Origin of the sequence: Clavibacter michiganensis, from assembly GCF_002151125.1 — a bacterium.
Classification (GTDB): Bacteria; Actinomycetota; Actinomycetes; order Actinomycetales; family Microbacteriaceae; genus Clavibacter; species Clavibacter michiganensis_C.
This window is the reverse complement of record NZ_MDJZ01000016.1, coordinates 14,240-31,751: the sequence shown is the minus strand read 5'-3', so window position 1 is coordinate 31,751 and position 17,512 is coordinate 14,240. Positions and strand designations below refer to the sequence as shown.

The window sequence follows — 17,512 nt, the reverse complement described above, 5'->3', positions numbered from 1 at the left end:
GAGCCGGGCTCCCGCACGCTACCCTAACGTAAGAGGAGGGTTGCCGTCGCGTCGGCAGCCGAGAGGAGAGCCGCGACCATGGGGGCAGAGGAGCCGACCGCGTCCGACCCGCCGCCCGCTGCGGCGACCCCCACGGCGCTGCGACGCCCCTCCCTCGCCGACGTGGCGTCGCTCGCGGGAGTCTCGAAGCAGACCGTCTCCCGGGTGGTGAACGGCAGCGCGTCCGTGCGGCCGGAGACGCGCGCCCGGGTGGCCACCGTGATCCGCGACCTCGGCTACCGCCCCGACGAGACGGCGCGCGCCCTCGCCACCGGCAGGCGGGAGTCGATCGGGATCCTCGTGCTCGGCCGCCCGGCCCACGAGAACGCGGCCGTCCGCGACGCGCTCCGGCACGAGGCGGACGCCGCCGGGGTGCGCACGGTCGTCGCGGGATCCGACGGGGAGCGCCGCGACGACGTCGAGCGGGCGTTCGCGGACCTCGCGGGCGAGCGGCCGGCCGTGATCGTCGTCATCGGCAGCTCGCCGTGGTCGCGGGCGGCCGCCGAGGCGGTCGTCCCCGGCACCCCGCTCGTCCACGCGGACGACGCGCCCGGGGATCCCGCCGCCGACCCCCAGCGCGCCGCCGCGCGCGCCGCCACCGAGCTCCTCCTCGCGGCCGGCCACACGCGCGTCGGCCACGTCACGGGGCCCGCCTGCTCGGGGATCGCCCGGCGCCGCGCCGCCGGATGGCGCGACGCCATGCGGGCCGCCGGCCTGCCCGTCTTCGCGATCGAGGAGGGCAGCTGGTCCGAGCGCACCGGCTACGAGGCCACCCGGCGGCTCATCTCCCGGTGCGCCGTCACGGCCGTCCTCGCGGCCAGCGACGCGACCGCGATGGGCGCCCTGCACGCCGCCCGCGACGCCGGAGAACCGCCACCTGAGCGCATCAGCGTCGTGGGCATGGGAGACTCGCCCATGTCCGCGCACTGCGCGCCGCCGCTCACCACCGTGAGACTGGACCTCGCCGCCCTCGGCCGATCCCTGTTCGACCGGGCGCGAGACGGCACCAGCGCGACGCGCGTCGCGTGCGCCCTCGTCGTCCGCGACTCGGTGCGGCACCACCCGTCCTCACCGGCGGGCCCCTGAACATCACCGGAGGCACCGTCTCCACGCACGAACCGCGCGAGCACGATCCGCGCACCTCGGCATCACCCGCACGACCAGACCAGAAAGGCACCATGCCTCCCACGCCCCACGCCCACGCCCTCGACATCGCCAAGCCCGGGCGCCTGCCCCGCGGCGGCCTGCGCGTCACGCCCCTCGGCGGCCTCGGCGACGTCGGCCGCAACATGACGCTGTTCGAGTACGAGGGCGAGCTGCTCATCGTCGACTGCGGCGTCCTCTTCCCCGAGGAGAGCCAGCCCGGCATCAACGTGATCCTCCCCGACTTCAGCACCCTCCGCGGGCGCCTCGACAAGATCACCGGCATCGTGCTCACGCACGGCCACGAGGACCACATCGGCGGCGTCCCCTACCTCCTGCAGGAGCGGCCCGACATCCCCGTCATCGGATCCCGCCTCACGCTCGCGTTCATCAGCGCGAAGCTCGAGGAGCACAAGATCAAGCCCGTCACGCGCCAGGTGAAGGAGGGCGACCGCATCGACGCGGGCAAGTTCGACCTCGAGTTCGTCGCCGTGAACCACTCCATCCCGGACGGCCTCGCCGTCGCGATCCGCACCGGCGCCGGCATGGTCCTGCACACGGGCGACTTCAAGATGGACCAGTTCCCGATGGACCGCCGCCTCACCGACCTCGGCGCCTTCGCGCGCCTCGGCGAGGAGGGCGTGGACCTCTTCCTCACCGACTCGACGAACGCGGAGGTCCCCGGCTTCACGACCGCCGAGAAGGACCTCACGCCCGCCATCGAGAAGGTGTTCCGCACGGCGCCGAAGCGCATCGTCGTCTCCAGCTTCGCGAGCCACGTGCACCGGATCCAGCAGGTGCTCGACTCCGCCGAGCAGTACGGCCGCAAGGTCTCGTTCGTGGGCCGCTCGATGGTCCGGAACATGAAGATCGCCTCCGACCTCGGATACCTGCGCATCCCCAAGGGCCTCGTCGTCGACCTCAAGGCGCTGAACAAGCTGCCGGACGACAAGGTCACGCTCATCTGCACGGGCTCGCAGGGCGAGCCGATGGCCGCGCTCAGCCGCATGGCGCGCCGCGAGCACATCATCGAGGTGGGCGAGGGCGACACGATCCTCCTGGCCAGCTCCCTCATCCCCGGCAACGAGAACGCCATCTACGGCGTGATCAACGGCCTGATCCGCTGGGGCGCCGACGTCGTGCACAAGGGCAACGCCAAGGTGCACGTCTCCGGCCACGCCAGCGCCGGCGAGCTCGTCTACTGCTACAACCTCGTCAAGCCCCGCAACGTGCTGCCCGTGCACGGCGAGTGGCGCCACCTCGTCGCCAACGCCGCCCTGGCCGAGAGCACGGGCGTGAAGAACGCGCTCGTCATCGAGGACGGCGTCAGCGTCGACCTCGTGAACGGCCGCGCGTCGATCTCCGGTCGCGTGCCCGCGCCCTACGTCTTCGTCGACGGCATGACCATCGGCGTCGCGACCGAGGAGGCGCTCGAGGAGCGCCGCACGCTCGCCGCCGAGGGGCAGATCACCGTGCTCGGCATCTTCGACGAGAAGGAGCAGAAGCTCATCCACCCGGCCGAGCTCATCACGCGCGGCTTCGTCGAGCACGACGGCTGGATCCCGGAGGCCGAGGCCGCCATCAGCACCGCGCTCAAGAACGCGGCCGCCAAGCGCCACCTCGACGGCGTCGCCGCCGAGCGCGCCATGAGCGACGGCCTGCAGCGCTGGCTCCAGCGCCGCCACCGCCGCACGCCCGTGGTCACGGTCATCGTGGTGGACGCCGACTAGCAGGACCCGCGAGACGGGGAGGGGCGCGTGCGGGGCTGAGCCCGGCACGCGCCCCTCGTCCTCGACACGGCACCCGTCGGGAGAGGAAGGCGAACCGATGAGGGCTCTCGCACGGTGGCTGCATCCGCTTCTGCTCGGTGGTGCGTGGGGGAGTGTCTGGGCCGCCGTCACGGCATGGCGCGAGGGCCGGATGGAGGCAGCGCCGTCCCTCTCGTGCGCGGCGGTCGTCGCGGGATGCGCCGCGATCCCGGCGCTCGCCTTCGCCTCACGACCGCTCGTGGCGTACTTCTTCGGCTCGTCCCGTCGGACCTTCGCCGTCATCCTGCTCGTCGTCATCGCCGTCGGAGGACCGCGCCTGACCCTCTCGCCCGAGGTCGTGATCGATGCCGTGACCCTGGCGGTCGTGTCCGTCCTGATCGCGGCCGTGTCGGCTGGCGCGGCGAGGTACGCGCTACGGCGCCAGACGCCCGACTCGCCCGAGGGCCTGGACAGCGCGTGATGACGGCGTGACGCCCGGGCACCCGGCGGGACCGGCGGATGCCCTGCGCCTGATCGGCAGCGCGCCTGATCGGCAGCGCGCCTGATCGGTAGCGTCGGAGCATGGATCACGAGGGGCGCGCGGGGCTGACGGCCGCCGTCGCCGACCTCCTCGGGCGGCCGGTCGCGGCGCTCGAGGGCGTCGTCCGCGAGCCGCTCGAGTACGACGCGTTCCTCGCGCACCGGACGGTGGCGCGGATCCGCGGCCTCGCCCGCCTCGACGACGGCGCCGCCCTGCCGTGGACGCTCGTCGAGAAGCGCACGGAGGGGCTCGCGCTGGCCGTCCCGTACCTCGTCGCGAACGGCGCACGGGAGCTGGCCGCCTACCGGTCGGGGCTGCTCGACGCGCTGCCGGCGGGGATCCGCGCGCCGCGTGCGCACGGGACGCTGCGGGATCCCTCCGGCGGCGTCACCGTCTGGATCGAGGAGGTGCGGCACCTCGGGCCGCGGCCCCTCGACCGCGCCGACCTGCTCGCCGCCGCGGAGGCGCTCGGTGCGCTCGCGGGGCGGTGGCTGGGGCGGCCGCCGGAGGATCCGTGGCTGTTCACCGGCTGGATCGACCGGCACGCGCAGCCCGAGGCGGCGGCCGACGGCGCGCGGATCCTGGCGGCGGCCGGGCCCGTCGCGCGCTCCCGGCTCGGTGCGCGCGTCCCTGCGGCCGCGCGGCTGCTCGCCGGACAGGACCGCGTGCGCGCCGCGCTCGAGGACCTGCCGCGGACGCTCTGCCACCACGACGCGACCGGCGCCAACGTGTTCCGCGACGCGGACGGGATCGTCCTCATCGACTGGGAGTCCGTGGGGCCGGGACCGGTGGGCGCCGACCTCGCGTCGCTGCTGTGCTCGTCCGTGCGGCGAGGCGACGCGTCCGCCGCGGACGTGGCGGCCGTGCGCGACGAGGCCGTCGACCGCTACGGGCGGGGGATCCGCTCGGCCGGCTCGCACGTGCCGACGGACGTCGTGCGCCGCGGCCTCGACGCGTCGATGGCGCTGCGCTGGAAGCTCGCAGCGGATCTCGTGGCCGCCCTCGACGCGGGATCCGCACCGCGCCGCGGCAGCCTCCCCGACGAGCCCGCGGAGTCCGCCATCGCCGAGCTCGTGGACCTGCTCGACCTGGTCCTCGACGCGGCGGGGCGCGCGATCGGCTGAGGCGGATCCTGCGCGCGGCCCTGGCGCGCGGCGCGCGGGTCCGGCAGGGTGGGCGCATGTCGTCGAGATGAGCGCCCGCCCTCGCTCCCCCTCCACCCGCGCCCGGCCGATCCCGTCCGGCGTGCCTCGACGACAGGACCCCGCATGCCCGCGCACCCCGCGCCCACCATCCGCGCCTACTCCCCCGCCGACGAGCCCGGCTGGATCCGCTGCCGCGCGCTCTCCTTCCTCGGCTCGCAGTACTTCGACGACGTGCTGCCGCGCCGGCCGGATCCGGCCGAGCCGTCCGTCGCGCTCGTCGCCGAGGATCCGGACGGCACGATCGTCGGGATCCTCGACATCGGCGTCGAGGGCGGCCTCGCCACCATCGACACCGTCGCCGTCCACCCCGACCACCAGGGCCGCCGCGTCGCGACGGCGCTGCTCGAGGTCGCGCTCCCGCTGCTCGCGGGCACCGGCGCGACCGAGCTCGACGCCTGGACCCGCGAGGATCCCGCCGCGAACGCCTGGTACCGCCGGGTCGGCTTCGTCGAGGAGACGCGCTACCTGCACGTCTTCGTGAGCGAGGGCGACGACACGACCGGCTTCACGACGCCCGACGGCCTCGGCCGGCCGGTGCTCGCGTTCCTGCATGCACCTATCGAACGCGAGGCGGAGATGCGGGCGCGGTTCCGGCGCGTCCACGTGTGCCGGCGGTACGTGCAGCCGCTGGGCGCGTGATCCGCGGCTAGCGCGAGCGCCGCAGGGCGACGACGAACAGCGCGCACAGGACCGCGGACAGGGCGGCGCTGACGAACATCACGACGCCGAGGGCCCGGATGCCGTCGGAGGCGTCCGTCAGCGTGGAGGCCAGGACGCCGACCACCGCCTGGCTGACAGCGAGGACGGCGTGCACGACGACGAGTACCCGGCGGGTCGCGCGGATGCGGGCGGCGGGGTCGGCCGCGGGACGGGTCATGCCTCGACCGTACGCGAGCGGGTCGCCCGGCCGGTCACCCGAGGTAGGCGAGCACGGCGAGGACCCGGCGGTGGTCCTCGCCCGTGTCCTCGAGGCCGAGCTTGGCGAAGATGCTCGTCACGTGCTTCTCGATCGCGCCGGTCCCGATCACCAGGGCCCGGCCGATCGCCGCGTTGGTGCGGCCCTCGGCCATGAGCCCGAGCACCTCGCGCTCGCGCGGGGTGAGCGCGGTGAGGGGATCGCGTCGTCGGGCCATGAGCTGCGTCACCACCTCGGGGTCGAGCACGGTGCCGCCGGAGGCGATGCGGCGCACGGCGTCGTCGATCTCCTCGAGCCGGGTCACCCGGTCCTTGAGCAGGTAGCCGATGCCGGCGGTCCCGCTCCGGAGGACCTCCTCGGCGTAGGCGGCCTCGACGTACTGGGAGAGCAGCAGCACGCCGATCCCGGGGACGCGGCGCCTGGCCTCGACGGTGGCGCGGATCCCCTCGTCGGAGTACGTCGGCGGCATGCGGACGTCCATGACCACGACGTCGGGCGCGTCCTCGGCCAGCGCGGCGAGGAAGCCCTCGGCGTCCCTGTGCTGCGCGACCACGTCGATGCCCGCCTCGACGAGCACGCGCGCGAGCCCCTCGCGGAGCAGCACGGCGTCGTCGACCACGACGGCCCGGATGCGCGCTGCATCCCGGCCGTCGTCCATGGTCCCGAGCGTAGCGAGCGGGATGCTCACGCCGCGGGGGCGGGTGCGGCGCCGACCGGGCCGGTGCCGTCTGTCCCCTCGGTCGGGACCCCGTTCAGCGTGAGCAGGGGCACACGCGCGGTGATCCGCGTGGGTCCGCCCTGCGGGCTGGAGATGCTCACGTCGCCGTCGAGCGCGCCGATGCGGCCGAGGAGCCCCTCGAGGCCGTGGCCCTCCTGCACGGACGCGCCGCCCTGGCCGTCGTCGGTCACCCGGGCGGCGAGCACCCGGCTGTCGTCGAAGTCGCGCATCAGCATCAGGGTGACGTCCGCCCGGGTCGCGCCGGAGTGCTTCGCGACGTTGGTGAGGAGCTCGCTGACGGTGAAGTAGACGTTCCGCTCGACCTCGGTCGGGAGCACCAGGGCCTCGGGCAGGTGGACGTGGAGCGCCACGGGGACGGGCGACCGGGAGGCGAGGGCCTCGAGGGCCGCCACCAGCCCGCGGTCGAGGAGGATCGGCGGGGCGAACCCGCGGGACAGCGCGCGCAGCTCCTCGAGGGTGTCGTGCGCGTGCTCGGAGGCCTCCTGGATCAGCGTCCTGGCCCGCTCGGGATCCGCGTCCAGGGCGCGCTCGGCGGCGGCGAGGTCCATGCGGAGTCGCACGAGCCGCTGCTGCGGCCCGTCGTGGAGGTCGCGCTCGATCTGGCGGAGCGTCTGCCCCTCCGCCGTCACGGCGCCGGCGCGGGACTGCTCGAGCCCCTGCACGCGGCGCTCGAGGACGTCGGACTTGAACCCGCCGAGGAGGGCGTGGTCGGTCCAGTAGTGGGCGAGGGTCGCGCCGCGCGCCCAGAGCGGGAGCAGCACCACGGACAGGATCATGGCCGCCACGCCGAGGACGGCCGCGAGGGCGAAGGAGCGTCCCGCGTCGTAGCCGTTGTCGGTGAGGACCTGCTCGAAGCGCCAGCCGTAGCCGGCGATCGCGATGCCGCCGGCGATCGGCCCGAGGAAGGCGGCGGCGAGCAGGGCGCCCGCGCCGAGCGTCACGAAGGCGACCAGCGGGTAGACCACGACCGCGTGCAGCAGGTGCAGCCAGTAATGCGGGTTGGCGACGGCCGAGAGGATCCGCATGGCGCGGTTCTGCTGCCACCTGGGCGTCCAGTCGACGGGGCGGATCGGCCGGGGCTCGGCCCACCCGATGCGCACCCGCTCGACCGCGCCCAGCCCGCGCGCCGCGAAGAGCGCGGCGAGCAGCGCGACGGCCGCGAACAGCCCCGACGCCGACCACAGGAGCGAGTCGAAGAGGCTGTAGACCACGGCCGGGAGCGCGAAGTAGACGGTGGCGAGCAGCAGCGCGGTGAGCGCGAGGTACCCGAGGTCCCGCGGGAGGTGCCGCCAGGCGTCGCCGTAGAAGGAGCGGCGGCGGGGCGCGGAGGGAGGGGCGGCGGGCGGGGCGGCGTCGGGTCGTGCGTCGGCGTCGGCGTCGGCGTCGGCGGACGCGGCGTCGGGGAGGGATCCAGGTGGCACGGGGTTCGTTTCGGCCTCGGTGGTGGGAGATGTCTCGTTCATGTCACCCAGCCTCGCGGGGCGCCGGCGCGGGACCCATCCTGCCCGCTCCCGGATCGGGGGTGGGGTTGACCCCACCATCGGGCGGCCCGGGTGGACCCTCCGTCGGGCCGCCCCGGATCCCTGCCGCGTGCGCGGCGATGGGAGACTGCGGGGGATGAGCACCCTCGAGCAGGACGCGTCCCGGGCGTGGCCCGTCCTCCGGCGGACGTGGCCGGACCTCGCGTGGGCGGACGCCGTCCACCGCCACGGCGCCTTCCACCACGTCGCGGTGCTGGGCGGGACCGGGGTCGTGCGCGTGTCCTCCGCGGCGGACCACCGCGCGCGGATCCTCCGCGAGGCCGACGTGCTGCGGACGGTGGGCGCCCTGGGGCTCGCGACGCGCATCCCGCGGCTCATCGGCACGGTGGACGGGGGCGCGTGGTCGGCGATGGCCTGCACCTTCGTCGAGGGGACCGTGGACGCGGATCGACCGTGGCACGAGGTCCGCGGGCCCTTCGCCGACGTGCTGGCCGACCTCGCGGCTGCACCCCTGCCCACCTCCGGGCTGCCGCCGGCGCGCACGTGGTGCGGCGGATCCGCGTGGCCGGAGGTCGTGGACCGCATCACGGCCGGCTCCGACCTGCGCGCGACGGCCCGGGCGGTGGTCCGCGAGGTCGTGACCTCCTCCGACGACGCGCCCCGCTCCCTGGTCCACGGCGACCTCGGGCCGCACAACGTCGTGTGGGATGCACGCGACGACCCCGGCCTCATCGACCTCGACCACGCCGCGGCGGCGGATCCGGCGGTGGACGCCGCGCCCCTCGTCGGCTCCTACGGCGCTGCCGCCGTAGCGCAGATCGTGCCCGCGGACGTGCTCGCGCGGGCGAAGGCCCACCGCGCGTCCCTCCCCCTTCAGGTGGCCGCGGCCGCGGAGCTGGCCGGGGATCCGGCCCTCCGCGACCACGCGCTGGCGAACTTCGCCCGGCGCTGCGCGGCGGGCACGTTGCACGATCCCGCCGGCTAGCGCCCCCGCGCCGTCCGCCCCCGCCACAGCAGCCACACGAAGTACGGCGTGCCGACGAGCGCGGTCACGAGGCCGGCGCCGAGCTGGCCCGGGGCGATCACGGTGCGGCCGAGCAGGTCGGCGAGGGTCACGAGGGCGGCACCCAGGAGGATCGCGACGGGCAGCACGCGTGCGTGGCGGGATCCGACGAGCGCGCGGGCCGCGTGCGGCGCGACCAGGCCGACGAAGCCGATCACGCCGACCGCCGCGACCGCCGTCGCCGTCAGCACGACCGCGACGGAGAGGGCGAGCAGGCGCGAGCGGCCGAGCGAGACGCCGAGGAGGCGCGGGGTGTCGTCGTCGAGGGCGACGAGATCCAGCATCCGATGCCGCGGCGCCGCGACGGCCACCGCGAGCACGAGCGCGACCAGCACCGGCAGGGCGTCGTCGAAGCCGCGGCCGTAGGTGGATCCCGACAGCCAGGTGAGCGCCTTCGCCCCGTTGAACTGATCGGTGAGCACGATGACCATGCTGATCGCCGCGGCCGTGCCCGCGGAGACGCCGACGCCGATGAGCACGAGCCGGTTCTGCGGGAAGCCGCCGCGCGCCGCGAGGCCGAACACGACGGCCGCCGCGGCGAGCGCGCCCAGCCCGGCCGCGCCCGCGATGCCCCAGCCGGATGCGAGCGGCGCGGTGGTCACGAACAGCACGGCGCCGAGGCCCGCGCCGCCGGAGACGCCGAGGATCGCGGGATCCGCGAGCGGGTTCCGGGTCACGGCCTGCACGAGCACGCCGGCGAGGGCGAGCGCGGCGCCCGCGAGCACGGCGGCGAGCACGCGGGGCACGCGGGTGTCGAGCACGTAGCTGACGACGGGGCCGGCGGTGCCGCGGATCCCGTTCACGAGGTCGCCGAGGAGCAGCTTCGCGTCACCGAGGAGCACGGAGGCGAGGAGGAGGCCGACCAGCACCGCGACGAGGGCGCCGACCACGAGCGCGGCGCGACGACGGGTGATCACGCCGTGCCGCTCGGTGGGCGCGGGCGTCGCGCTGTCGCGGGTGCGCACGGCGAGCACCACGAGCACGATCGCGCCGATGAGGGAGGTGACGAGCCCGGTCGGCACGGCGACCGACGCCTCGGCGCCGACGACCGCGCGCAGCAGCACGTCGGCGAGGAGCACGACGGCGGCGCCCATGAGCCCGGCGACCGGGATGAAGACCCACGAGCGGCGGACGCCCGGCACGAGCCGGCGGAGAGGCCGCGCGAACGCGGGCGCGTACAGGCCGACGAAGCCGATGGGCCCGGCGACCGTCACCGCGGCGGCGGCGAGCAGCACCGAGGCGAGCACGGCGATCACCCGGGTCGCCCGCACGTGGACGCCGAGGCTGCGGGCCGCGTCGTCGCCGAGCCCGAGCGCGTCGAGCCGGCGGGTGATGAGGAGCAGGATCCCGAGCGCGACCACCACGACGGGCGCCATCTGCGCGACCGCGTCGAAGCCGTTCTGGCCGATGCCGCCCTGGCCCCAGCGGTAGAGGCCCGAGGTCTGCTGCGGGAAGAGGAGGAGGAGCGCGCTGGTGACGGATCCGAGCCCGAGCGCGAGCGCGCTGCCAGCGAGGACGAGGCGCACCGTGCCGGATCCGAGGCCCGAGACCGCGAGCACGACAGCCGCCGCGACCAGCCCTCCGACGAACGCGACGCCCGCGCCCGCGAGCACCGGCAGCGTGAGCCCGGTGACCGCCGCGACCGCGAGGGCCGCGTAGGCGCCGGCGTTGACGGCGAGGGTGTCGGGCGAGGCGAGCACGTTGCGGCTCACCGTCTGGAGGGCGGCGCCGGCCGCGCCGAGGGCGAGGCCCACGAGGATCCCCGCGGCCATGCGCGGCAGCCGCGACGCGACCACGACGGACGCGTCGCCCGGCGTCGCGCGCCCGGTGAGCGCCTCCCACACCTCCCGCGGGCCCACGGCGGCGGTGCCCTGCGTGACGTCGATCACCGCGAGCACCGCCACGAGGAGCGCGAGCAGGCCGACGACCGCGACCGCCCGCACCGGGATCCGGCCGGCCCCGTCGGCGCGCGCGACGGCGGCGAGCGACGGGACGGGATCCGGGATCGACGCCCGGCCGGCGGACGCGGGAGGCGCGTCGGCCGGCGGAGGCGCGGTGCGGACGGGAGCGGTCATCGGATCGACGGGGTGCGGGTCAGCCGACGAGCAGGTCGGTGACGGCCTTCGCGTACGCCGTCATCGAGGCCGGGCCGCCGAACGCCCAGATGCCGTCGGGCATGCGGTGCACGTCGCCGGCCGTCACGAACGGCAGGGACTGCCAGACGGCGTTGCCCGCGAGCGTGGTGGCGAACGGGTCGTCGCCCTGCGTGGAGTTGGAGTTGTAGAGGAACTGCACGTCGCCGACGGTGGTGAGGCCCTCGACGTCGGTGGATCCGAGGCCGTAGGCGGGGTCGACCTCGCCCGTCCACGCGTTCTCGAGGCCGAGCTCGGTCGTGACGTCGCCGATGAGCGAGCCCTTCCCGAACGGGCGGATGGTGACCGCGCCGGCGTCCACGTACGCGTCCGCGAACAGGAACCGGGATCCCGCGAGCCCGGCCGCGTCGAGCTCCGCCTTCGCGTCCGTGACGGCCTGGTCGTAGGCGTCGATGACCTCGTTCGCCTGGTCCTCGGTGCCCGTCGCCTTCGCGATGAGCTCGAGGTTGTCCTCGCTCTGCTGGATCTGCTTCGAGCCGTCGGCCGAGTTGATCTGCAGCACCGGCGCGATCGCCTTGAGCTGCTCCACGGCGTCGGCCGGGAGGTCGGTGGTCGCGACGATGAGGTCGGGCGCGAGCGACGCGATGGCCTCCACGCTCGGCTCGCCGCGCGTGCCGATGTCGGCGGGCTCGTTCACGAGCGGCACGGCGGACGACCACGCGGAGTAGCCCTCGACGTCGGCGATGCCCACGGGATCCACGCCCAGCGACACGAGGTTCTCCACGACGTTCCACTCGGTGCCGACGACCTTGGTCGCGGGCCCGTCGAGCGTGACCTCCGCGCCGGTGCCGTCGGTGAGCGTGATCTGCTCGCCGCTCGGCGTCGTGCCGGAGCCCGTCGATGCCTCCTCGGTGGTGCCGCATGCGGTCAGCGTGAGCGCTGTCGCGGCGGCGAGGGCGGTCATCGCCAGGGTTCGTCGTCTCGTGATCACGGGTGGAGCCTCTCGTTCCTGTGGTGGTGGCGGGCGACCGCGCGGGTGCGCAGGCTGCCCGTCGTCGGGTCCGCGTGGACCTCGACGGGGATGCCGTAGACCTCGGTGAGGAGGTCGGGGGTCAGCACCTCGGATGGGGTGCCGGTCTTCACGATCCGGCCGTCGGAGAGCAGCGCGACGGTGTCGGCGAGCGCGGCGGCCTGATCGAGGTCGTGGAGGACGACGCCGACGGCGATGCCGTCGTCGGCGAGGTCGCGCACCAGGTCGAGGAGCTCCACCTGGTAGCGGAGGTCGAGGTAGGTGGTGGGCTCGTCGAGGAGCAGCACGCCGGTCTCCTGGGCGAGGCAGCTGGCGAGCCAGACGCGCTGGAGCTGGCCGCCGGAGAGCTGGTCGACGCCGCGGTCGGCGAGGGCGACGAGGCCGGTGAGGTCGAGCGCACGGTCGACGGCGGCGCGGCCCTCGGGATCCGCCCCGCCGAAGCGGCCGCGGTGCGGGTAGCGGCCGAACTCGACGACGTCGCGGACGCTGAGGCCGCCGGGCGTGGGCCTGCCCTGCGTGAGGAGGGCGACGCGGCGGGCGAAGCGGCGGAGGGAGAGGTCGAGGGCGTCGGTCTCCGTGCCGGCGTCACCCGCGGTCGTGCCGTCGCCGTCGCCGCCGCCGCCGCGCAGCACGAGCGACCCGGAGCGGGCCGCCTGCAGCCGGGCCATCGTGCGCAGCAGCGTCGACTTCCCGCTGCCGTTCGGCCCGACGAGCGCGGTGACGCAGCCCGGCCGGATCTCGAGGCCAGCCCCGTGCACGACCTCCGTGTCGCCGTACGCGACCGTGATCTCGCGGGCCTCGAGGGCGCATGCGGCGGCGGGGGCTCCGGCGGGATCCCGCGACGGATCCGGATCCACGGCGCGCGCGATCGGGGCGGTCGGGGCAGGGGAGGTCACGCAGGTGAGGTTAGCCTAACCTCACGTCCGCGGACAACCCGCGGGTCGCCCGCGATCGCCTCCGGCTCAGCCCCGGGAGTCCACGAGCGCCTCCGCGAGGTGCGCGCCCCAGACCCGGTACGTCCCCTGGTACCGGCTCTCCTCCGACTCCGGCCGCCACAGCGAGCGCGTCAGCTCCTCGGGGAACGTGACCACGCGGGTGAAGGGCAGGTCGTCCACCACCTCGCGGGTGTGCCGGTTGAGCGCCTGCGCGTGGAGCCCCGCGGCCAGGCGCGCCGGCCTCGAGAGGCTCCCGGCGTTGTCGAGGGGCGGGATGTCGGCCACGAGGATCCACGCGCCCTCCGGCAGATGCGTCCGCAGCGCCTCGATCGCGCGCCGCATGTCCCGGGTCCACGCGCGGGTGGACGTGACGCGCAGCACGTCGGTGATCCCCGCGAGGAGCACGACCGCGTCCACCCGCGCGAGGTCGGATCCGGCGCGGGCGATCACCGCGGGCGCCTCGCGGAGGCGCGAGCCCGGCAGCGACGAGCTCGACCACGCGACGCCGCGTCCGACGCGCCGCGCGTGCTGGCGCGCGAGGAACGCGGGCAGCGAGATCTGGTGGGTGCGGACGCCGAGGCTGATCATGCCGGTCTCCCCGAGGACCGCGATGCGGTCGGCGTCCGGGCCCGCGACGGTGCCGTGCGCGGCATCGTCCGGGTGGATGTCGCCGGACGCGTCGGCCCGGCGGTAGAGGAACTCCCCCACACGTGCGGCGACGCCGGGGAGCGCGAGGGCGGGGAGGAGGAGGGCGGGGAGTCGGGGCATGGGTGTCCTGGGGCAGCGGGCGGATCCGGCGCTCCGGTCCGGGACGCCGGCCAGGGTGGCCCGCACGGGGCGGGGAAGGTCGCGGAGAGCGGGCTCTCCGTCGTGCGCGCGGGGCGGTGCTCCGCGCGGCCCGAGGTCCAGGGGATGCCCCAGCGTAGGCGCGCGCCCTGGGTGCCCGCGCCCACGTGCGCCCGATCGGGCCCGACCGATCGCTCAGCGGATGTCGCCGGGCAGGTCCGACGCGCCCAGCCGGTGCGCGCCGCGCAGCCACGCGACCAGCTGCCCGGCCGTGGCGTCGGCGGCGGACGGCAGCGGATCCGCGCTCGCCAGCGCGTGCGCGATCCCGCCCGGCGCGCCGCCCAGCACGGCGTCGAGCAGCGCCGGGCCACGCAGCCCGACCTCGCCCAGCAGCTCCACCTCGCGCGCGTTCAGCCCCACGGGCAGGTCGCCGTTGCCGAGGTCGGTGCCGTACGCGACGCGGCCGCCGAGCGCGACGTACCGGCGGGCGTTGTCGAGGGCCGTCGCGAGGTCGGCGCCGTCGTGGATCGCCAGGGTCGAGATCCAGAGCACGTCGCGCGCCGCCGACTCCCGCAGCAGGGCGTCGTCGAGCCGCTCGGTCCACGGCACGTGCACGAGCACGTCGGCACCGGCTCGGATCGCGCGCGCCGCCTGCCCCTGGCCCTCCGCGTGCACGGCCGCGGGCAGCCCGGCGTCGTGCGCGGCGTCGACGAGGGCGGCCAGCACGTCGTCGGCGAGCAGCGGCCCGCCGTCGTGCAGCACGATCTTCACCGCGGCGGATCCGCCCGCCCGCGCCTCCGCGACGGCCGCCCCCGCGTCCTCCGCGCGTGCCACCACGCGCACGGCGGCCGCCGGCGCCCAGGCGCGATCCGAGGGGTAACCGCCCGGGGTGGTGTGGAACGGACCCGCGAAGCGGACCTCCACGCCGGAGGGCGGCCGGGCGGCGATGCGGGCGATCTCCGCCGGATCCCAGCCGAGGTCGACCACCGCCGTGACGGGCGACCCGGCGAGCGCCGCGTGGTCGACGAGCCCGAGGTGCACGTGCCGGTCGACCACGCCGTCGCTGACGCTCAGGTCGAGCCGACTGAGCACCTCCTCGGCGGGGTCGGCGAGCGTGACGCGGCCGCCGGCGATCCGCACGGCGGCCTCCCGGTGGATCCTGTCGAGCCGCAGCTCCCGCACGCGCCACGCGCCGCCGGACGCGTCGCGTCGGGCGCCGGGATCCTCGTCGTCCATGCGCCTCCCTCGGGTCCCGCCGAACCTAGCGCGCCGGGGACCTCACGTCCGCCCGCCCTGCGGCGTCTACCCGGGGGAGGCGGCCGTCGCCTCACCCACCTCGACGATCGGATCACCATGGACGCCGCCCACGTGCGCATCGACCCCGCCATCCTCTACTTCGGCACGCCCGTCGCCCTGCTCAGCACGGTCGGCGCGGACGGACGGGTGAACCTCGCGCCCATGTCGTCGCTGTTCTGGCTCGGCAGCACGGCGGTCCTCGGCATGGGCACGCGCTCGCAGACCGCGGCGAACCTGCGCGACACCGGCGAGGTGGTGATCAACCTGCCGTCCGCGGACCAGGTCGACGCGGTGGACCGGCTCGCGCTCACGACCGGGCGCGACCCCGTGCCCGCCGCCAAGGCCGAGGTCGGCTACCGGCACGTCGCCGATCGCTTCGCCCACGCGGGGCTGACGCCGCACGCGTCCGAGACCGTCGCGCCGCCGCGCGTCCGCGAGTGCCCCGTGGCGCTGGAGGGCCGCGTGATCGCGTCCCATCCCCTCGACGAGGGCGGCGCGGCCACGCACGAGGTGCGGATCACGAGGGTGCACGTCCACCCGTCGATCCTCGGGGAGCGGGCGGGCCGGATCGACCCCGACCGCTGGCGCCCGCTGATCATGGTCTTCCAGCGCTTCTACGGGCTGACCGCCGAGGTGCACCCGTCGCGTCTCGCGACCGTCGACGAGGAGTGGTACCGCTGACCGGCGCCGCGGCATGTGCAGGGGTCGCGCCGGCGGATCCGCACGGCCCGTAGCCTCGTGGCCCTCCCGTCCCCGCCGCAGCCCGAGGTCCCATGCCGCACGCACCGCACCACCGCACGCCGTCGGGCGCCGGCCCGGCGCACCGCGGACGCGCACGCCGCATCCCCCGGGGAGGCGGCGCGTGCTGAGCAGCCCCGACCGCGACGACGACCTCCTCCAGGAGCGCCTGCGCGCGCTGCACGACGCGTGGCCCGGGGATCCGGCCGACGACGACCCGCTCCGCGCGACCCGGCGCGCGGTCGGCGCTCCGGACCCCGACCGGGACGCCGCGTCGCGTCGGCCGGGCCCGGTCCGCACGGCGTGCCGCACGGTGCGCCGCGCGATCCTCCGCCGCCTCGGCGCCAGCGCGGCCGGCCTGCCCCTGCCGCCCGTGGCCGAGGGGCCGTCCACGGCCGGACCGCCGCGCACCCCCGAACCGCAGCGCACCCCTTTACCGCGGCGCACCCCGCATCCGCCGCCGGACGAGGATCCCGCGACCTCCCGCCCCTGACCGCGCCCCGCACGGCGCCCCCGCCTCGCTACCGTGGACTCGTGCCCCCCGCCGCCCCGCACCCCGCGCCGATCCCGCGACCCGCCGCCGACCCGGGGCCGCCCTCCCCGCGGATCCGCGCATGAGCCGCCCCGGCGCCGCCCCCACCATCCACGACGTCGCCGCGCGCGCGGGCGTCTCCAAGTCCGTCGTCTCCCGCGCGCTCTCGGGCGCCCCGGGCGTCGCGGCGGCCACGCAGCAGGCGGTCCACGACGCCGCCGCCGCGCTCGGCTACGTCGCCAATGCCCACGCGCGGGGGATGTCCGCGCACCGCACCCACACGCTCGGCGTGCTCGTCCGCGACGCGTCCACCCCCTTCTACGGGCACCTGCTCACGGCGCTGCAGCAGCGCGCGTCGGAGCGCGGGTACCGGGTCGTGACGACGACGGGGTTCGGCGCCTTCGACGTCACGGAGGAGCGCAAGGCGCTCGAGACCCTCGTCTCGCTGCAGGTCGAGGGGCTCGTCGTGTGCAGCGGAGCGCTTCCGGTCGCCGACATCCTCCCGTCCGCCCGGCGGATCCCCACCGTCGTCGCCGGCCGGCCCGAGGTGGACGCGTCGCTCAGCAGCGTCTACTGCGACGAGACGACGGGCGGACGCGGCCTCGCCGACCACGTGGCGTCGCTCGGCCACCGCCGCGTCGCCGTCGTCACGCTCGCCCCGGCCATCTCCCTCACCATGTCGGCCCGCACCTTCGCGATGCTCGACCGCCTCCGCGCGCTGAGCCTCGAAGTCGTCCACGTGCGCGCCGAGGAGCACGCCGCCGGCCATCTCGACGGCGCCGACGGCATCGCCCGGGAGATCGTCGACGCGGGCGGCGTGACCGCGGTCATGGCCCCGAGCGACACCTGGGCCCTCGCGATCCTCGACGGCCTCGGCCGCCGCGGCATCACGGCCCCGGACGGCGTCTCCATCACCGGGTACGACGGCCTGCCGCCCTTCACGAGCGGGCTCCTCGGCTTCACCACCTGGCGCCAGCCGATCCCCGTCATCGGCGCCCTCGCGGTCGACGCCGTGGTCGACCGCATCGACGGCACCGTCACGGGCACGTTCCACACGGCGGTCGACGGCGACCTGATCCCGGGCCGCACGGCCGCCCCCCTCCGCGCCTGACGGCTACCGGCGCGACACCCCGGTCCCGCCGACGCACGCGCAGCACCGCACCGCCCGTCCACCCGCCGTTCACGTCGAGGCCGCCACTGCGGATCCGGCGTGTGCCACGGTGGTCG

General features: G+C 76.0%; 17 protein-coding genes. 9 read left to right on the top strand and 8 right to left on the bottom strand.

What is annotated here, in order from left to right; genetic code table 11:
- Nucleotides 1-78 precede the first annotated feature (78 nt).
- The 5 genes from BFL37_RS09535 to BFL37_RS09515 all read left to right on the top strand — a co-directional run bounded on the left by BFL37_RS09535 (nucleotide 79) and on the right by BFL37_RS09515 (nucleotide 5,315).
- Nucleotides 79-1,125 carry a LacI family DNA-binding transcriptional regulator gene (locus BFL37_RS09535; RefSeq protein ID WP_086514895.1) on the top strand — a complete coding sequence of 349 codons (1,047 nt, stop codon included), beginning with the start codon at nucleotides 79-81 and terminating at the stop codon, nucleotides 1,123-1,125.
- A gap of 92 nt (nucleotides 1,126-1,217) precedes the next feature.
- Entirely contained in the window at nucleotides 1,218-2,912 is a 1,695-nt protein-coding gene (locus BFL37_RS09530; RefSeq protein ID WP_086514894.1) for a ribonuclease J, read from the top strand.
- A 190-nt stretch (nucleotides 2,913-3,102) separates the two neighbouring features.
- A complete protein-coding gene (locus tag BFL37_RS09525; RefSeq protein ID WP_086514893.1) occupies nucleotides 3,103-3,411 on the top strand; it encodes a hypothetical protein in 309 nt (102 codons plus the stop codon).
- A gap of 101 nt (nucleotides 3,412-3,512) precedes the next feature.
- Complete coding sequence (locus BFL37_RS09520) at nucleotides 3,513-4,595, top strand: phosphotransferase family protein (protein ID WP_086514892.1); 1,083 nt, start codon at nucleotides 3,513-3,515, stop codon at nucleotides 4,593-4,595.
- 144 nt (nucleotides 4,596-4,739) lie between these two features.
- Nucleotides 4,740-5,315 carry a GNAT family N-acetyltransferase gene (locus tag BFL37_RS09515; protein ID WP_172403784.1) on the top strand — a complete coding sequence of 192 codons (576 nt, stop codon included), beginning with the start codon at nucleotides 4,740-4,742 and terminating at the stop codon, nucleotides 5,313-5,315.
- Between the two features lie 7 nt (nucleotides 5,316-5,322).
- Here the strand turns inward: BFL37_RS09515 and BFL37_RS09510 are convergent, their stop codons facing one another.
- Genes BFL37_RS09510 through BFL37_RS09500 form a run of 3 tightly spaced genes read right to left on the bottom strand, consistent with a single transcriptional unit; the run spans nucleotide 5,323 to nucleotide 7,794 of the window.
- Nucleotides 5,323-5,553 carry a hypothetical protein gene (locus BFL37_RS09510; RefSeq protein WP_086514891.1) on the bottom strand — a complete coding sequence of 77 codons (231 nt, stop codon included), beginning with the start codon at nucleotides 5,551-5,553 and terminating at the stop codon, nucleotides 5,323-5,325.
- A gap of 34 nt (nucleotides 5,554-5,587) precedes the next feature.
- Entirely contained in the window at nucleotides 5,588-6,250 is a 663-nt protein-coding gene (locus BFL37_RS09505) for a response regulator transcription factor (RefSeq protein ID WP_086514890.1), read from the bottom strand.
- A gap of 26 nt (nucleotides 6,251-6,276) precedes the next feature.
- Complete coding sequence (locus BFL37_RS09500) at nucleotides 6,277-7,794, bottom strand: sensor histidine kinase (protein ID WP_086514889.1); 1,518 nt, start codon at nucleotides 7,792-7,794, stop codon at nucleotides 6,277-6,279.
- A gap of 154 nt (nucleotides 7,795-7,948) precedes the next feature.
- Here BFL37_RS09500 and BFL37_RS09495 point away from each other — a divergent pair, with 154 nt between their 5' ends.
- Nucleotides 7,949-8,797, top strand: a complete 849-nt coding sequence (locus BFL37_RS09495; protein WP_172403783.1) for a phosphotransferase — start codon at nucleotides 7,949-7,951, stop codon at nucleotides 8,795-8,797.
- Here the strand turns inward: BFL37_RS09495 and BFL37_RS09490 are convergent.
- The 5 genes from BFL37_RS09490 to BFL37_RS09470 all read right to left on the bottom strand — a co-directional run bounded on the left by BFL37_RS09490 (nucleotide 8,794) and on the right by BFL37_RS09470 (nucleotide 14,955).
- Nucleotides 8,794-10,950, bottom strand: coding sequence for an iron ABC transporter permease (locus BFL37_RS09490; RefSeq protein ID WP_086514887.1), 2,157 nt, complete (start codon nucleotides 10,948-10,950; stop codon nucleotides 8,794-8,796). The genes BFL37_RS09495 and BFL37_RS09490 overlap by 4 nt on opposite strands.
- 19 nt (nucleotides 10,951-10,969) lie before the next feature.
- The gene (locus BFL37_RS09485; RefSeq protein WP_086514886.1) at nucleotides 10,970-11,959 is read right to left on the bottom strand and encodes an iron-siderophore ABC transporter substrate-binding protein; all 990 of its coding nucleotides are present in this window, start codon (nucleotides 11,957-11,959) and stop codon (nucleotides 10,970-10,972) included.
- On the bottom strand, nucleotides 11,956-12,894 hold the full coding sequence (locus BFL37_RS09480) for an ABC transporter ATP-binding protein (RefSeq protein WP_086514885.1): 939 nt from the start codon (nucleotides 12,892-12,894) through the stop codon (nucleotides 11,956-11,958). Before BFL37_RS09480 ends, BFL37_RS09485 begins: the two co-directional genes overlap by 4 nt.
- A gap of 66 nt (nucleotides 12,895-12,960) precedes the next feature.
- Nucleotides 12,961-13,701, bottom strand: a complete 741-nt coding sequence (locus BFL37_RS09475) for a GDSL-type esterase/lipase family protein (protein WP_086514884.1) — start codon at nucleotides 13,699-13,701, stop codon at nucleotides 12,961-12,963.
- A gap of 213 nt (nucleotides 13,702-13,914) precedes the next feature.
- Complete coding sequence (locus BFL37_RS09470; protein ID WP_086514883.1) at nucleotides 13,915-14,955, bottom strand: hydrolase; 1,041 nt, start codon at nucleotides 14,953-14,955, stop codon at nucleotides 13,915-13,917.
- A gap of 117 nt (nucleotides 14,956-15,072) precedes the next feature.
- On the opposite strand from BFL37_RS09470, the gene BFL37_RS09465 reads away from it, so the two are divergent.
- The 3 genes from BFL37_RS09465 to BFL37_RS09455 all read left to right on the top strand — a co-directional run bounded on the left by BFL37_RS09465 (nucleotide 15,073) and on the right by BFL37_RS09455 (nucleotide 17,396).
- Complete coding sequence (locus BFL37_RS09465; RefSeq protein ID WP_086514882.1) at nucleotides 15,073-15,696, top strand: flavin reductase family protein; 624 nt, start codon at nucleotides 15,073-15,075, stop codon at nucleotides 15,694-15,696.
- A 181-nt stretch (nucleotides 15,697-15,877) separates the two neighbouring features.
- Complete coding sequence (locus tag BFL37_RS09460; RefSeq protein ID WP_241533938.1) at nucleotides 15,878-16,246, top strand: hypothetical protein; 369 nt, start codon at nucleotides 15,878-15,880, stop codon at nucleotides 16,244-16,246.
- A gap of 121 nt (nucleotides 16,247-16,367) precedes the next feature.
- Nucleotides 16,368-17,396 (top strand): LacI family DNA-binding transcriptional regulator, encoded by a 1,029-nt coding sequence (locus BFL37_RS09455; RefSeq protein WP_086514881.1) that lies wholly within the window; start codon nucleotides 16,368-16,370, stop codon nucleotides 17,394-17,396.
- Nucleotides 17,397-17,512: the final 116 nt, after the last annotated feature.

What these genes read in the sequence shown, in the direction of transcription:
- BFL37_RS09535 (WP_086514895.1), top strand. Translation starts at nt 79, where the DNA reads ATGGGGGCAGAGGAGCCGACCGCGTCCGACCCGCCGCCCGCTGCGGCG.
- BFL37_RS09530 (WP_086514894.1), top strand. Translation starts at nt 1,218, where the DNA reads ATGCCTCCCACGCCCCACGCCCACGCCCTCGACATCGCCAAGCCCGGG.
- BFL37_RS09525 (WP_086514893.1), top strand. Translation starts at nt 3,103, where the DNA reads ATGGAGGCAGCGCCGTCCCTCTCGTGCGCGGCGGTCGTCGCGGGATGC.
- BFL37_RS09520 (WP_086514892.1), top strand. Translation starts at nt 3,513, where the DNA reads ATGGATCACGAGGGGCGCGCGGGGCTGACGGCCGCCGTCGCCGACCTC.
- BFL37_RS09515 (WP_172403784.1), top strand. Translation starts at nt 4,740, where the DNA reads ATGCCCGCGCACCCCGCGCCCACCATCCGCGCCTACTCCCCCGCCGAC.
- BFL37_RS09510 (WP_086514891.1), bottom strand. Translation starts at nt 5,553, where the DNA reads ATGACCCGTCCCGCGGCCGACCCCGCCGCCCGCATCCGCGCGACCCGC.
- BFL37_RS09505 (WP_086514890.1), bottom strand. Translation starts at nt 6,250, where the DNA reads ATGGACGACGGCCGGGATGCAGCGCGCATCCGGGCCGTCGTGGTCGAC.
- BFL37_RS09500 (WP_086514889.1), bottom strand. Translation starts at nt 7,794, where the DNA reads ATGAACGAGACATCTCCCACCACCGAGGCCGAAACGAACCCCGTGCCA.
- BFL37_RS09495 (WP_172403783.1), top strand. Translation starts at nt 7,949, where the DNA reads ATGAGCACCCTCGAGCAGGACGCGTCCCGGGCGTGGCCCGTCCTCCGG.
- BFL37_RS09490 (WP_086514887.1), bottom strand. Translation starts at nt 10,950, where the DNA reads ATGACCGCTCCCGTCCGCACCGCGCCTCCGCCGGCCGACGCGCCTCCC.
- BFL37_RS09475 (WP_086514884.1), bottom strand. Translation starts at nt 13,701, where the DNA reads ATGCCCCGACTCCCCGCCCTCCTCCTCCCCGCCCTCGCGCTCCCCGGC.
- BFL37_RS09470 (WP_086514883.1), bottom strand. Translation starts at nt 14,955, where the DNA reads ATGGACGACGAGGATCCCGGCGCCCGACGCGACGCGTCCGGCGGCGCG.
- BFL37_RS09465 (WP_086514882.1), top strand. Translation starts at nt 15,073, where the DNA reads ATGGACGCCGCCCACGTGCGCATCGACCCCGCCATCCTCTACTTCGGC.
- BFL37_RS09455 (WP_086514881.1), top strand. Translation starts at nt 16,368, where the DNA reads ATGAGCCGCCCCGGCGCCGCCCCCACCATCCACGACGTCGCCGCGCGC.